The sequence below is a fragment of the Buttiauxella cochleicola genome (assembly GCF_021283185.1).
Taxonomy (GTDB): domain Bacteria; phylum Pseudomonadota; class Gammaproteobacteria; order Enterobacterales; family Enterobacteriaceae; genus Buttiauxella; species Buttiauxella massiliensis.
The window spans coordinates 350,090-364,260 of the sequence record NZ_JAJSOS010000002.1 but is presented as its reverse complement, the minus strand read 5'-3'; the positions used below and the strand labels follow the sequence as shown (position 1 = coordinate 364,260).

The 14,171-nt window shown below is 48.7% G+C and carries 12 protein-coding genes; 8 read left to right on the top strand and 4 right to left on the bottom strand.

All coding sequences use genetic code 11. The features are described from left to right. Positions 1-36: 36 nt before the first annotated feature. A complete protein-coding gene (locus tag LVQ76_RS04615) occupies positions 37-447 on the bottom strand; it encodes an SRPBCC family protein (protein ID WP_232863646.1) in 411 nt (136 codons plus the stop codon). A gap of 282 nt (positions 448-729) precedes the next feature. Between LVQ76_RS04615 and fabI the strand changes: the two genes are divergently transcribed. From fabI to pdeR, 4 genes are all read left to right on the top strand, one after another. Next, the gene (gene fabI / locus LVQ76_RS04610) at positions 730-1,521 is read left to right on the top strand and encodes an enoyl-ACP reductase FabI (RefSeq protein ID WP_232921097.1); all 792 of its coding nucleotides are present in this window, start codon (positions 730-732) and stop codon (positions 1,519-1,521) included. A gap of 226 nt (positions 1,522-1,747) precedes the next feature. Continuing rightward, positions 1,748-2,908, top strand: coding sequence for a CMD domain-containing protein (locus LVQ76_RS04605; protein WP_232903502.1), 1,161 nt, complete (start codon positions 1,748-1,750; stop codon positions 2,906-2,908). A gap of 100 nt (positions 2,909-3,008) precedes the next feature. Then, the gene (locus LVQ76_RS04600; RefSeq protein ID WP_232903501.1) at positions 3,009-4,943 is read left to right on the top strand and encodes an exoribonuclease II; all 1,935 of its coding nucleotides are present in this window, start codon (positions 3,009-3,011) and stop codon (positions 4,941-4,943) included. 299 nt (positions 4,944-5,242) lie between these two features. Then, positions 5,243-7,234, top strand: coding sequence for a cyclic di-GMP phosphodiesterase (gene pdeR / locus LVQ76_RS04595; protein WP_232903500.1), 1,992 nt, complete (start codon positions 5,243-5,245; stop codon positions 7,232-7,234). A gap of 32 nt (positions 7,235-7,266) precedes the next feature. On the opposite strand, the gene LVQ76_RS04590 is transcribed toward pdeR, so the two are convergent. Further along, complete coding sequence (locus tag LVQ76_RS04590) at positions 7,267-7,641, bottom strand: carboxymuconolactone decarboxylase family protein (protein WP_232903499.1); 375 nt, start codon at positions 7,639-7,641, stop codon at positions 7,267-7,269. Positions 7,642-7,729: 88 nt separating this feature from the next. Between LVQ76_RS04590 and LVQ76_RS04585 the strand changes: the two genes are divergently transcribed. Beyond that, entirely contained in the window at positions 7,730-8,620 is an 891-nt protein-coding gene (locus LVQ76_RS04585; protein WP_232921096.1) for a LysR family transcriptional regulator, read from the top strand. A gap of 97 nt (positions 8,621-8,717) precedes the next feature. Here LVQ76_RS04585 and LVQ76_RS04580 read toward each other — a convergent pair whose 3' ends face one another. Next, entirely contained in the window at positions 8,718-9,587 is an 870-nt protein-coding gene (locus tag LVQ76_RS04580; RefSeq protein ID WP_232921095.1) for a crotonase/enoyl-CoA hydratase family protein, read from the bottom strand. A gap of 220 nt (positions 9,588-9,807) precedes the next feature. Here LVQ76_RS04580 and yciZ point away from each other — a divergent pair, with 220 nt between their 5' ends. After that, positions 9,808-9,990, top strand: coding sequence for a protein YciZ/DeoL (gene yciZ / locus LVQ76_RS04575; RefSeq protein ID WP_034455445.1), 183 nt, complete (start codon positions 9,808-9,810; stop codon positions 9,988-9,990). A gap of 27 nt (positions 9,991-10,017) precedes the next feature. Here the strand turns inward: yciZ and fsa are convergent, their stop codons facing one another. Continuing rightward, positions 10,018-10,680, bottom strand: a complete 663-nt coding sequence (gene fsa / locus LVQ76_RS04570) for a fructose-6-phosphate aldolase (RefSeq protein ID WP_232863640.1) — start codon at positions 10,678-10,680, stop codon at positions 10,018-10,020. Positions 10,681-10,811: 131 nt separating this feature from the next. On the opposite strand from fsa, the gene LVQ76_RS04565 reads away from it, so the two are divergent. Continuing rightward, positions 10,812-11,711 (top strand): glycyl-radical enzyme activating protein, encoded by a 900-nt coding sequence (locus tag LVQ76_RS04565; protein WP_232863639.1) that lies wholly within the window; start codon positions 10,812-10,814, stop codon positions 11,709-11,711. 4 nt (positions 11,712-11,715) lie between these two features. Further along, on the top strand, positions 11,716-14,148 hold the full coding sequence (locus LVQ76_RS04560; RefSeq protein ID WP_232921094.1) for a formate C-acetyltransferase/glycerol dehydratase family glycyl radical enzyme: 2,433 nt from the start codon (positions 11,716-11,718) through the stop codon (positions 14,146-14,148). The last annotated feature ends 23 nt before the right edge of the window (positions 14,149-14,171 follow it).

Genomic DNA, 14,171 nt, shown 5'->3' with positions numbered 1-14,171 from the left:
GGTGGATACCGTTCGCGATGATCCACCCTTAACACGTTATTTTTTCGCTTCAACATAGCGGGCAAAATTATCCAGAATAGCCTGCCAACCATTTTTCTGATGCTCGACGGGGTATTGAGTATCAGGGTCAAATTCTAGATATACCTTCACACCGCCCTCCTGCTTAGTAAATTCGACTTTCGCTTCCCGGTCACCAAAAGTGTATTCAATCAATTTATGCGGAATGATGTGGGTATAAACACCTGCAAAATCAAACCCCATACTGCCGTCCTTCGCTTCCATTCGTGATGAAAACTTTCCTCCGGGCTTTAAATCTACTTCTGCATTGACGGTATGCCAGTCTGCCGAAGCAGTATTCCATTTTTCAATATCTTGCGGGTTATTGTAGGTATCCCAGACTTGCTCAATGGGTGCATGAACCTGCGTTTCAACAGTGATTTTCATCATTTATCTCCGGTGATTATTTTACCAGGCAAGTGCGAATTAACACCCTAAAACATAGTATCCATCAGGCATGTCGGCAATGCGTCCGCCACGTCCTCCACACAACCATCTGTTCAGACCTTTGGTGACGCGATAACCAGTCGTTCAGCGTAAAAAAATAACCTGACACAACAGCCGTTGAGTGGGATATAATTTCACTTTCGTGTTGAAAAATTGTGACTAGTCATCGTCAACTTGATGATTATAAAGTCATAAAATTAGCAGAAACTATAAGGATTCAAAGCTATGGGTTTTCTTACCGGTAAACGCATTCTGATCACTGGCGTCGCCAGTAAACTCTCCATTGCCTACGGTATCGCACAGGCTATGCACCGCGAAGGTGCTGAACTCGCTTTCACTTACCAGAATGAAAAACTGAAAGGCCGTGTGGAAGGGTTTGCTGCAGATCTGGGTTCAAGCCTGGTTCTGCCGTGCGACGTTGCAGAAGATGCAAGCATCGACGCGATGTTTGCTGAGCTTGCGAAAAGCTGGCCGAAATTTGACGGTTTCGTTCACTCTATCGGTTTCGCACCTGGCGACCAGTTAGATGGCGACTACGTGAATGCGGTTACCCGTGAAGGCTTCAAAATTGCTCACGACATCAGCTCCTACAGCTTTGTTGCGATGGCAAAAGTTTGCCGTGAAATGCTCAATCCTGGTTCAGCACTGCTGACTCTGTCTTACCTGGGTGCAGAACGCGCTATTCCTAACTACAACGTAATGGGCCTGGCTAAAGCATCTCTGGAAGCTAACGTGCGCTATATGGCAAACGCGATGGGTCCAGAAGGTGTGCGTGTGAACGGTATTTCTGCTGGCCCAATCCGCACTCTGGCGGCATCCGGCATCAAAGACTTCCGTAAAATGCTGGCGCATTGCGAAGCGGTTACCCCAATTCGCCGCACTGTGACCATCGAAGATGTGGGTAACTCCGCAGCGTTCCTGTGTTCTGACCTGTCTGCCGGTATTTCTGGCGAAGTGGTACACGTTGATGGCGGTTTCAGCATCGCTGCAATGAACGAACTGGAACTGAAAGACTAGTTCGGTTCATAACGTGGGCAGGCGTCTGTCTGCCCCGTTAACTCCCTCGCCTCACCCACAATCTTGCCTGTTAATTCTGAAATTCCTCACGTAGTTATACTTTTCCGATATTTATTATCACCGATCATTCTTTTGTCACCTCCCGCGCTTACGCCAGGATAAAGCAGCAAACCAGGCCGTCAGGTGTTTTCCCCGGGCTTGTAAACTCTTTGACCAAGGAATGACCATGGAACAACGCCGAATCTCAGGCAAAGGCCACTGGTACCATGAAACCCAGTCCAGCCGTAACGATGCCGCTGTGCTTCCGTTAGTTCCCGAAGCCGCGTTTCTCGAAGATCGTTTTTTACTTGATTTGAACCTTAGCGCTGACCAACTCACCTCTGAGTACGCGTGGCTTTCGGCTGCACGTGATATTAGTGAATGTTTGTTGCCTGAAAATAGCCCTGTGACCCGCTTACATACGCTGAGTTGCTATGACCGCTTAAGTACCGCGCTCACTGTCGCACAGGTCTACGGTGTTCAACGTCTTTGTAATCATTACGCAGCTCGACTAGCCCCCCAACCAGGTCCTGACTCATCGCGCGAAAGTAACCGCCGTCTGACGCAAATCACCCAATACGCCCGCCAGTTGGCCAGCCAACCGACGCTGATTGATGATGTCTCGCGTCAGCAACTTGATGAGGTTGCTCTTTCAGTAAATGATATGGTGACATTTAACCAGTTGATTGGCTTTATCGGTTTTCAGGCTCGCGTGATTGCAGTTTTCCAGGCACTACAAAGCTTGCCAGTACGCTGGTTACCAGGGCTTGATACGCAGCAGGATGCCCCTACCGAGTTATTCCTTGATGGTGATAAGCAGTGGCAACCAGGTTTGCCTGAAGTTGAGCTACGCTACGCAAACACACTGCAACTGGACGTACACAACGACTGCCTACCGCAAAATATCTTGCAAGAGATGAGTTGGCTACTGCTTCACGATGCCACGGCATTTTCCCTATTCGGCCAGATGACTCATTTACTACTCCCTCCGAATGCTCAAGCCTGTGATGATCAGATTTTGGTTGGTCTGTTGACCGCTCGTATTAACGGAAGCGTCAGTTGTTTTACGGATTTTGCAAAAGCATGGCGTGGAGAAAGTGGTTTACCTGAAGCAATGCGCAATGGTGAAAGAGCGATACAAGCCTGGAGCCATAACCGCCCACGTGAACGCGCGATAATCCAGGCTGTCCGCGTATTAATTCGCGCACCTGGAAGTTTTAGCGCAGCCCAGCTTCAACCTTTATTCGAACAGGGTTTTAGCGAAGGCGAAGCTTTGCAATTACTGGTGAGTTCAGGGTTGTACGGCTGGTTAAACCGATTGAAAATTGGGCTTGGCAATACTCGCTAGACATTGATAGCACGTACCTTTGCGGCAAACAGCGCTTGCCGCAAAGGGTGGTTTCGCGTAAAACTGTCAGCCGCTCTTTTGGCCACGAAAACTAAAAAACATGTTCCAGGATAACCCGCTGCTCGCGCAGCTTAAACAGCAACTGCACTCCCAAACTCCACGCGTTGAAGGCGTGGTAAAAGGCACGGAAAAAGGCTTTGGCTTCCTCGAAGTGGACTCCCAAAAAAGTTACTTTATTCCGCCGCCGCAGATGAAAAAAGTGATGCACGGCGACCGCGTGAGCGCGGTGATTCATACCGACAAGGACCGCGAAACCGCTGAGCCAGAAGAGCTTATCGAACCGTTCCTCAGCCGGTTTGTTGGTCGTGTACAACGTAAAGACGACCGTCTGTCTATCGTTCCGGATCACCCGTTACTGCGTGATGCGATTCAGTGTCGTGCTGACCGCAATGTCACGCATGATTTCCAGAATGGTGATTGGGCAGTCGCGGAAATGAAACGCCATCCGCTGAAAGGCGACCGCGCTTTCTACGCCGACCTAACACAATTTATCACCTTTGGTGACGATCACCTTGCGCCATGGTGGGTGACACTGTCACGCCACAATCTTGAGCGTGAAGCGCCAGACGGCGTGGCGACAGAAATGCTGGACGAAGGCCTGGTGCGTGAAGATTTAACCGCCCTGGATTTCGTTACCATTGATAGCGTCAGCACCGAAGACATGGACGATGCGCTGTTTGTTGAAGAACTTGCCGATGGCAAATTACAACTCACCGTAGCTATCGCCGATCCGACCGCCTGGATTGCTGAAGGCAGTAAACTCGACAATATTGCTAAAGTCCGCGCCTTCACCAACTATCTGCCGGGCTTTAACATCCCAATGTTGCCTCGCGAGTTGTCTGACGATTTATGTTCACTGCGCCCTGACGTGACGCGTCCGGTTGTGGCCTGCCGCATGGTTATCGCGCAAGATGGCAGCATTGAAAATGAGATTAACTTTTTTGTTGCGACCATCGAATCCAAAGCCAAACTGGCCTATGACGCTGTATCCGACTGGTTAGAAGAAAAAGGCGACTGGCAGCCACCGAGTGATGCTATCGCTAAACAAATCCGTCTGTTGGAACGCGTCTGCCTGAGCCGCGCCGACTGGCGCCGTACCCACGCGCTGGTGTTCAAAGACCGCCCTGATTACCGTTTTGTATTAGGTGAGAAAGGCGAAGTGTTGGATATCGTTGCGGAATCACGTCGCATCGCTAACCGCATCGTTGAAGAATCAATGATTGCGGCTAACGTCTGTGCGGCCATTGTGTTGCGCGAGAAATTGGGATTCGGCGTTTATAACGTCCACACCGGTTTCGACCCGGCAAACATTGAACAGCTGGCGACTATGCTGCAAGGTCACGGCCTTGAAGTAGATGCGCAAGAAGTGTTGACACTAAACGGCTTCTGCAAATTACGCCGTGAGCTTGATGCGCAGCCAACCTCCTTCCTTGACACTCGTATTCGTCGCTACCAGTCGTTTGCTGAAATCAGCATTGAGCCAGGCCCGCATTACGGCCTGGGTCTGGAGGCTTATGCGACCTGGACTTCACCGATTCGTAAATACGGCGATATGATCAATCATCGCCTGTTGAAAGCGATAATCAAAGGTGAAACAGCATCCCGTCCACAAGACGAAATTACAGTACAGATGGCTGAGCGCCGTCGCCTGAACCGCATGGCTGAACGCGATGTCGGTGACTGGCTGTATGCTCGCTTCTTGAGTGACAAAGCCGGAACGGATACTCGTTTCAGTGCAGAGATCATTGATGTGAGCCGTGGCGGTATGCGCGTACGTCTGATTGAAAATGGCGCTGTTGCCTTTATCCCTGCCCCATTTATCCATGCTGTCCGCGATGAGATGGTATGCAGTCAGGAGCCAGGAACCGTGCAAATTAACGGCGAAGTGGCTTACAAAGTGACAGATGTCATTGATGTGACAATCGCAGAGGTTCGTATGGAAACTCGTAGTGTGATCGCGCGTCCAGCAATCTGACGGTTAGTTAGTCATTTAAATTTAAAAGCTGAGCCTCGTGCTCAGCTTTTTTTTGTTCTTTTTTTATTGTGAATACACTTAGGATCATAATCACAACCAGAAAATGATTAGAACCACAACTCGTTTTCTGCTGGTTATAAGTCAGGAAAAACTGTCAACAACGTGCGGAACATTCAGATTTTTCACATCTTCTGCAAAAACAATGTCTTTAACTCACTGTTGTCGCTTTAAGATCGGTTTATATTGCTAATATGAATAACAGACTGACACGCTATGTCGGGCCCTGTTCAGGAGAGAGCATGAAAGACGATTTGGAGCAAAATCTGCTCTACCGTTATTTAGGGACAACCAGCCCATACTGGCGTTTACCAAACGATAGCAACGCTCTGCAATTAGCCGCTAGCGAAAGCTCTGATATCAGCCAGGTGGTCGCTCTTGAACCCGAGCAGGCGGAACAAATCCGCCAAATGACGGTAATAACCTCAAGCGTCACTATGTCGATTTCATTATTTGGTAGTGAAGTTTCCGTACATTTAGTGGGCCGTAAGGTATCAAAAAAAGAATGGGCGGGTTCGGCATCTGCCTGGGATGACACCCCTTCTGTTGCCCGAGATTTGGTGCAAGGGCTCTCATTCGCGGAACAGGTCGTCTCGGAGGCAAACTCTGTCATCGTTATTCTCGACAGATTAGGCAATATTCAACGCTTCAATCGTTTGAGCGAGGAGTATACCGGTCTTAAAGAACAAGAAGTTATTGGCCAAAACGTTTTTAAATTGTTTATGAGCCGTAGTGAGGCCGCCGCTTCCAAACGCAATATTAGCGGATTCTTTCGTAACGGAAATTCTTACGAAGTCGAACGCTGGATAAAAACCCGTAAAGGCCAGCGGCTGTTTTTGTTTCGCAACAAATTTGTCCATAGCGGCAGCGGTAAGAATGAAATCTATTTGATCTGTTCTGGTACTGATATCACTGAAGAACGCCGTGCGCAGGAGCGCCTGCGCGTATTGGCGAACACCGACACCATCACCGGCCTACCAAATCGTAATGCCATCAATGATTTAATCTCCTCCGCGATTGAAAACCGTGGTGAAACCCAGGTAGGGATCGTTTATCTCGACCTTGATAACTTCAAAAAAGTAAATGATGCGTACGGGCACATGTTCGGTGACCAGTTATTACAGGCCGTGTCATTAGCGATTCTAAGTTGCCTTGATGAAGGACAGATACTTGCGCGCTTGGGTGGAGATGAGTTTATTGTTCTCGCCACTGACACCTCTCAGGCAACGCTCGAAGCCATGTCGTCGCGTATTCTGGCGCGACTAAAACAGCCCTTCCGCATTGGTTTGATTGAAGTTTATTCCGGCTGCTCGTTAGGTATATCGCTGGCTCCGCAACATGGTGAAGACCGTGAAAGTCTTATTCGGAATGCTGATACCGCGATGTATACCGCCAAAGAGAGTGGTCGTGGCAAGTTCTGCGTATTTGCTCCAGAAATGAATCAACGTGTGTTTGAGTACCTGTGGCTCGACACCAACTTACGTAAAGCGCTCGATAACGACCAACTTGTTATTCACTATCAGCCTAAAATGACCTGGAGAGGTGAAGTCAGAAGTCTGGAAGCACTGGTGCGATGGCAATCGCCGGAGCGCGGGCTGATTCCACCGTTGGATTTTATCTCTTATGCAGAAGAGTCCGGGTTAATTGTGCCTCTTGGGCGATGGGTGATGTTAAGTGTGGTTCAGCAGGTGGCGAAATGGCGTGATAAAGGCATTAATTTACGCGTTGCAGTCAACGTTTCTGCCCGCCAATTAGCCGATCAAACAATCTTCAGCGATCTGAAACAAGCGCTGAAAGATCTTAATTTTGAATACTGCCCGATTGATGTAGAGCTTACTGAAAGCTGCCTGATTGAAAATGAAGACCTTGCACTTTCGGTTATTCAACAATTCAGCCGCTTGGGTGCCCAGGTGCATTTAGATGATTTTGGGACAGGTTATTCCTCACTTTCGCAACTTGCCCGCTTCCCGATCGACGCGATAAAACTCGACCAAAGTTTCGTGCGCGATATTCATAAGCAGTCGGTGTCTCAATCGCTGGTGCGTGCAATCGTTGCAGTTGCCCAAGCGCTTAATTTACAGGTCATTGCCGAAGGGGTTGAGAACCAAAAAGAAGACGCCTTCCTGACTAAGAATGGCGTCAACGAACGGCAAGGGTATTTATTTGCGAAGCCCATGCCCGCTGCCGTGTTTGAACGTTGGTTAAAACGCTATCTGGCCAGAACGGCGCGATAAGCTCTGCGACCAAATGAGCCAGGGAAACCTGGCTATTTTATTTGTGCAAAAACCTCTTTCGCCGCAAATAGACCATTCAACGCGCAAGGAAACCCTGCATACACCGCCATTTGCATGATCACTTCAATAATTTCCTGTTCCGAACAGCCAACATTCAGCGCCCCCTGGATATGGACTTTAAGCTGTGGCGTCGCATTTCCAAGTGCGGTCAGTGCTGCAACAACAGCAATTTCTCTGGCTTTTAAATCGAGGCCTGGTCTTGAGTAGATATCACCAAATGGAAATTCAATCAGCAGACGCGCAAAATCCGGTGCTATATCACTCAGGCTCTTAATGACATTTTCACCAGCATGTCCATCAACCTCTTTTAATTTTTCCAGACCTCGTAGATAACGTTCACTTTCCATTTTGGAACCCTCTTCTATTGAATAGTGAACGAACTCTAAATTTTACTGAGCAACGCATCCAATACCCTTTTTGTGATACCTTTTTGGTATGAACGAATCCATCGATTTACGACAATTTCGTTATTTTCTGGCTGTGAGTGAAGAGCTCAATTTCAGTCGTGCCGCATTGCGTCTGCATATTTCTCAGCCTCCACTAAGTAGGCAAATTCGGCAACTCGAAGACCAACTCGGAGTGCAGTTATTTCTTCGTAGCAAGAAGGGTGTCACCCTCACCGAAGCGGGGGCCGCATTCTTACCAGAAGTGAAACGCACACTCCTTCAGGCAGAAAAAGCGATTGCCGTCGTAAAAGAGATGCGAAGTAACATTGGGGGGAAATTTGTTGTTGGTTACACAACAGTGTTCGAACGAAGTGCAATCCCTGATGTGACAGAGGCCTTGCGCCAACGTTTTCCTGCCTGGCAAATCCACACATCAGGAGATCATTCAATCAATCTCATTCGTGAAGTGAAAAAAGGGACGATGGATGCGGCATTTATCGGCTTGCACACGGACGTTCAAGGCCTGGCTGTTGAAAAAATTTTAGAAGATCCACTTGTGGTGGCTTTGCCCGCAGGTCATAAACTTGCGCACAAACGCTTCATCAGTTTTGACTCACTACGTGACGAGCCGATGTTCTGGTTTGAGCGGCGGTTAAATCCCGGTTTTTATGATTACTGCCAGGCGTTTTTCCACAAGATTGATTTCAAGCCTCATATCATTCCGGAACCGCAAGATCATCACATCATGCTCGGGCTTATTGCGGAAGGAAAAGGTATTGCTCTGGTCCCTTCATCGTTGCAGTGCATCAAACGACAAGGCGTTATTTTCCGTAAACTGAAGGAAGAGACTCATCATCTGGCGATGGGGATTGGCGTTGCCTGGGATAAACAAAATTATTCACCTGTTTTGCAGGCATTTCTTGAGTTGCTGAGGCGTTAACACCTGAAAGAAGACGCCTTTCTTCAGAAGAATGGCGTCAACAAACGGCAGGATTTAGACCAATGCCCTCAGCCGTATTCGAGCGTTGGCTCACGTGTTAACTGGCTTTACGCAAAGCTGTAGCACTGTGACGATTTTGCATTTGCACTAACCTTTCCATATAAGCGATATCCTTAGCTTCGAGGCAAAATGCTGCATCAACCCAGTCTTCGGTGATATCCATCAACTCCGAGCGAGGCAGTTGAAGTACACGCTGACGGGCACGCAACATAGCCCGAACACCATTCAGTTTAGGCTGCAATGTATCAATGAAAGTACGAGTAGCAAGATAACCCTGGCCGGGTTCAAACAGTTCATCAACCAGACCAAACTGCTGATGCCACTCTGCGGTGTAAGACTCTCCTTTATAAATCAGCTCTTCAGCGAGTTTCATGCCTGAGCGGCGTGCAACCAGCGAATAGGCCCCCATGCCTGGAAAGAGGTTAAAAGCAATTTCCGGGAAACCAAGACGGGCATCTCGTTGTGCCAGCACAAAATGGTGTGCTAATGCGGCTTCGAATCCCCCGCCTAATGCACTGCCCTCAACCATTGCAAGGCTAATTGCACCGCTATCAAACCCTCGTGAGGCTGCATGGACACAGTCGACACAGGCCCTGGCATACGCACGCAATGCCTCGCGACGCCCCTGCTGTATTGATTCAACAAAAAAGCCCAAATCGCCGCCGGTGTTATACATTCCCTGCACCAGAGAACCGGTCACCCAAAAATCAACCACAAAACCCTCCTGTTGAACCAGATACCGCAGGTTCATAATTTCTTCGATTAGCTTATGGTTGAAGCAAGGACGGGGCTGCGCTCTTAACATCATCCACACAGTGCGACGTTCTGCCTCGTAATAACCCGACAACTGGGTGAATCGAGTAGTGTCCGTGAACAATTTGCAGGTTGGCTGGTTAATTACTGTCATTATCTTATCCTCATGTTATGAAAGCGCGTTACACGCAGGATCAGACTAATCCACTACCGCACCTGGATGAATGTATCGGACTGTTTAATAATTATTACTTATATGTTGTTCAATAATTGATTGATGTGTAAGGGTAAAAATTCCCAATTGAGCCTTCTCTTTCCAGACCTTTTTTTGCATTATGAAGGCAACACTTTTCCGCAACTGACCAGGACGCACTATGCCTTCAGTGGACCCTCTGCAACTCGCAAAACGTATTGATACCGTGCTGGATATTCTGGTGGGAGGCGATCATGCGTCTGCTATTAACAATCTGGAAATCCTGAAAACGGAATTGCTGAATATCGCTAATGGTGAAGAGATAAAAGAAGGCGACTTGAAAAAGTCGCCCTGGGAGATTTGAATCTAACGCCGGTGAAAACCGGCTTTTTTATAGGCTCAATGAGCCAAATGCGCCTTGCCAGTCTTTCTCGAAAGTTGCAATCGCAGCATTCACGGCCGGTGTCGTTAACAGTTGTTCAGTGACATCAACAGGTAGCGTAATTGCTTCACATCCTGCCAGCAGGCATGACATTGCCTGATGTGGTGTACGGAAACTAGCGGCCAGAACTTTAGATTGTGGGGCGTGTAGCGTCAGCAACTGCTGTAAATCCTGCACCATTTGAATACCATCGCCACCCTGCGCATCCAGGCGGTTGACGTACGGCGCAACATACTCAGCCCCAGCTAATGCGGCAAGCAATCCTTGAGCTGCACCATATACCGCAGTACCCAGCGTCGGAATGCCTATTACCTTCAACTGCTTCATCGCCGCCAGACCTTCTACCGTGGTAGGGACTTTCACAACAAGACCCGGGACACGCTTCACTAGTAATTCAGCCTCTTTCACCATTTCATCAGCCTGCGCGGCAATGACCTGAGCAAATAGTTTGCCTTTACCACCTAATGCATCCTGCAAGGCTGGTAGTACTTCCCACAAAGAAATCCCCGCTTTGGCGACGATGGAGGGATTGGTTGTTACGCCCTGTAACGGCAAAACACGCGCCAGGCGCTTCACTGCGGCAACGTCAGCAGTATCTAAATACAGTTCCATAAACTCTCCGGATTGGTCATCTATCTCATTGCCGACATCATAACGCCACTGTCTGTTCTTTATCTGATCAAAATCAATAAAACTTTCATTCGAAAGTAATCTAATTTACGAAAGAAGATTAAGGCGGGCTTATGATATTTAATATCCAACGTTACTCAACACATGATGGTCCAGGGATTCGCACAGTCGTATTCCTTAAAGGCTGCTCTCTGGGCTGCCGCTGGTGCCAGAACCCTGAAAGCCGTGCTCGTGGGCAGGATGTGCTGTTTGACGAGCGTCTGTGCCTTGCTGGTTGCGATCTTTGCCCACAGACAGCACCACATGCAATTAGTCGTATTGATGACGTTTTGATCATCGCGCGTGAAAAGCTTTCGACTGACGATATGGCCACGTTAACGGATTGCTGCCCTACTCAGGCATTAAGCGTATGCGGTGAGACACAAAGTGTTGATGTGATCATGCAGAAAGTGCTCCGCGACAAACCATTTTACGACCGCAGCGCTGGTGGAATTACGCTTTCTGGCGGCGAACCATTCATGCAGCCTGAAATGGCTGAGCAACTGCTGCGTAGAAGCAAAGAGGCAGGAATTCATACCGCCGTTGAGTCTTGCCTTTATGTGCCGTGGAAATACATAGAGCCGTCGATTAACCATCTGGATCTCCTGCTCGCCGACCTTAAGCATGTTGATGCACAGCGCTTCAAACAATGGACCGACGGCAGCGTCGAACGTGTAATGGACAACTTCCGCAAGTTGGCCGCACGCAACGTACAAATGACGATTCGTGTGCCGTTGATCCCCGATTTTAATGCCGACGAGCAATCAATTCGCGCGATCGCTGATTTTGCCGCCGATGAAATCGGTGCGAAAGCGATTCATTTTTTGCCTTACCACACCCTAGGTATCAACAAATACAAGCTCCTGAATATCCCTTATCTGGCCGCGCACCAACCCCTTGATGCGCCAGAACTGCTGCAGTTTGCTGAGCAGTACGCAAGCCAAAAAGGGATGACCGCCTGGATAAGAGGATAAACCGATGACCCAACTGAACCTGAACACCTTAAGCCAACGAATCAAAGACCATAAAGAAGCGTTGATTCATATCGTTAAGCCACCAGTTTGTACTGAGCGTGCGCAACATTACACAGCGATTTATCAACAGCATCAGGATAAACCATTACCTGTGCGCCGCGCTCTCGCGCTCGCCCACCACCTTGCTGAGCGCACTATCTGGATTAAGCACGATGAACTGATCGTTGGTAACCAGGCAAGCCACGTTCGCGGGGCACCATTCTTCCCTGAGTACACCGTGGGATGGATTGAAACTGAAATTGATGAGTTGGGTGACCGCCCTGGTGCTGGTTTCTCAATTTCAGATGCTGATAAAGCGGTGATGCATGAAATTTGCCCATGGTGGCGTGGGCAAACCGTGCAGGATCGCTGCTACGGAATGTTCACCGACGAGCAAAAGGAGTTACTGGCGAGTGGCATCATTAAAGCCGAAGGAAATATGACTTCAGGCGATGCGCATCTCGCGGTCAACTTCCCACTGTTGCTGGAATTAGGCATTGATGGTTTACGTGCAAAAGTAGCCGAACGTCGTTCGCGTCTACATCTGACCGACTGGGAAGAGCTGCACAAAGAGCAATTCCTGAAAGCTATTGATATTACTTTCGTTGCACTAAGCGAGCATATCCTACGCTACGCGGCGCTTGCCAAAGATATGGCGAGCACAGAGTCACGTGTGGCACGCCGTGATGAGCTGCTAGCCATTGCTGAAAACTGCGAACACATTGCTCATCATAAACCAACCTCATTCTGGCAAGCTTTGCAGTTGAGCTACTTCATACAGCTGGTATTGCAGATAGAATCTAACGGTCACTCCGTATCTTTTGGCCGCCTCGATCAATTCCTCTATCCGTGGTATCGCCGTGATGTCGAACTTGAACAAACCTTAGGTCGCGACCAGGCTATCGAACTCCTGCAAAGCTGTTGGTTGAAACTTTTGGAAGTGAACAAAATCCGCTCTGGTTCTCACTCCAAAGCCTCTGCCGGCAGCCCGCTTTATCAAAACGTCACCATTGGTGGCCAGACACTGGTTAATGGTGAAGCTGTAGATGCGGTGAATCCACTTTCATACGCCATCCTTGAATCATGTGGGCAGTTACGCTCAACGCAGCCGAACTTGAGTGTGCGTTATCATGCTGGAATGAGTAATGACTTCCTTGATGCCTGCGTTCAGGTGATTCGCTGTGGTTTCGGGATGCCTGCATTTAACAACGATGAAATCGTGATTGAAGAGTTCATTAAACTTGGTGTCAGTCGTGAAGATGCGTACGACTATGCAGCAATTGGCTGTATCGAAACAGCTGTTGGCGGCAAATGGGGATACCGCTGCACTGGTATGAGTTTCATTAATTTTGCCCGGGTCATGCTGGCTGCACTCGAACATGGTCACGATGCTACCAGCGGTAAAGTTTTCCTGCCGCAAGAACATGCACTCTCAGCAGGGAACTTCACACAGTTTGATCAGGTGATGAATGCCTGGGATGATCAAATTCGGTATTACACCCAGAAATCCATAGAAATTGAGTGTGTTGTGGATACGGTCCTGGAAGAAAATGCTCACGACATTCTGTGCTCAGCCCTTGTGGATGACTGCATTGAGCGTGGTAAAAGCATTAAGCAAGGTGGCGCAAAATATGACTGGGTTTCTGGCCTGCAAGTCGGTATTGCCAACCTTGGAAACAGCCTTGCAGCAGTTAAAAAATTGGTGTTCGAACAAGGAGCGATTGGCCAACAACAGCTTGCTGAAGCACTGGCCAATGACTTTGAGGGTTTGACAGGTGAACAGCTACGCCAGCGTCTGATAAATGGCGCGCCAAAATATGGCAACGATGAAGATGAGGTTGATTTACTGTTAGCTCGAGCTTACCAAACCTATATTGACGAGTTGAAGCAGTATCACAATACTCGTTTTGGCCGTGGCCCTATCGGCGGAACTTACTATGCGGGTACTTCATCGATATCAGCGAACGTACCGTTTGGTGCTGCAACTATGGCAACACCTGATGGGCGCAAAGCAACAACGCCACTGGCAGAAGGTGCAAGCCCGGCTTCAGGCACCGACCGTCTTGGCCCAACAGCGGTTATTAGCTCCGTCGGCAAATTGCCAACCAGTAAGATTTTGGGCGGCGTGTTGCTTAACCAGAAGCTGAATCCGGCAACATTAGATAACCCACGCGATCGTGAAAAATTAATGCTAATGCTGCGTACTTTCTTTGAAGCGCATAAGGGCTGGCATGTTCAATACAACATTGTTTCCCGTGAAACACTGATTGATGCCAAACAACATCCTGATAAGTATCGTGACCTGGTGGTGCGCGTAGCAGGTTATTCTGCTTTCTTTACTGCCTTATCTCCAGACGCGCAGGATGATATTATAGCCCGTACTGAACATACACTTTGATAATACCGGCGGTGCATCATGCG

What these genes read in the sequence shown, in the direction of transcription:
- fsa (WP_232863640.1), bottom strand. Translation starts at nt 10,680, where the DNA reads ATGGAACTGTATTTAGATACTGCTGACGTTGCCGCAGTGAAGCGCCTG.
- LVQ76_RS04605 (WP_232903502.1), top strand. Translation starts at nt 1,748, where the DNA reads ATGGAACAACGCCGAATCTCAGGCAAAGGCCACTGGTACCATGAAACC.
- LVQ76_RS04615 (WP_232863646.1), bottom strand. Translation starts at nt 447, where the DNA reads ATGATGAAAATCACTGTTGAAACGCAGGTTCATGCACCCATTGAGCAA.
- LVQ76_RS04565 (WP_232863639.1), top strand. Translation starts at nt 10,812, where the DNA reads ATGATATTTAATATCCAACGTTACTCAACACATGATGGTCCAGGGATT.
- pdeR (WP_232903500.1), top strand. Translation starts at nt 5,243, where the DNA reads ATGAAAGACGATTTGGAGCAAAATCTGCTCTACCGTTATTTAGGGACA.
- LVQ76_RS04580 (WP_232921095.1), bottom strand. Translation starts at nt 9,587, where the DNA reads ATGACAGTAATTAACCAGCCAACCTGCAAATTGTTCACGGACACTACT.
- LVQ76_RS04560 (WP_232921094.1), top strand. Translation starts at nt 11,716, where the DNA reads ATGACCCAACTGAACCTGAACACCTTAAGCCAACGAATCAAAGACCAT.
- LVQ76_RS04600 (WP_232903501.1), top strand. Translation starts at nt 3,009, where the DNA reads ATGTTCCAGGATAACCCGCTGCTCGCGCAGCTTAAACAGCAACTGCAC.
- fabI (WP_232921097.1), top strand. Translation starts at nt 730, where the DNA reads ATGGGTTTTCTTACCGGTAAACGCATTCTGATCACTGGCGTCGCCAGT.
- LVQ76_RS04590 (WP_232903499.1), bottom strand. Translation starts at nt 7,641, where the DNA reads ATGGAAAGTGAACGTTATCTACGAGGTCTGGAAAAATTAAAAGAGGTT.
- yciZ (WP_034455445.1), top strand. Translation starts at nt 9,808, where the DNA reads ATGCCTTCAGTGGACCCTCTGCAACTCGCAAAACGTATTGATACCGTG.
- LVQ76_RS04585 (WP_232921096.1), top strand. Translation starts at nt 7,730, where the DNA reads ATGAACGAATCCATCGATTTACGACAATTTCGTTATTTTCTGGCTGTG.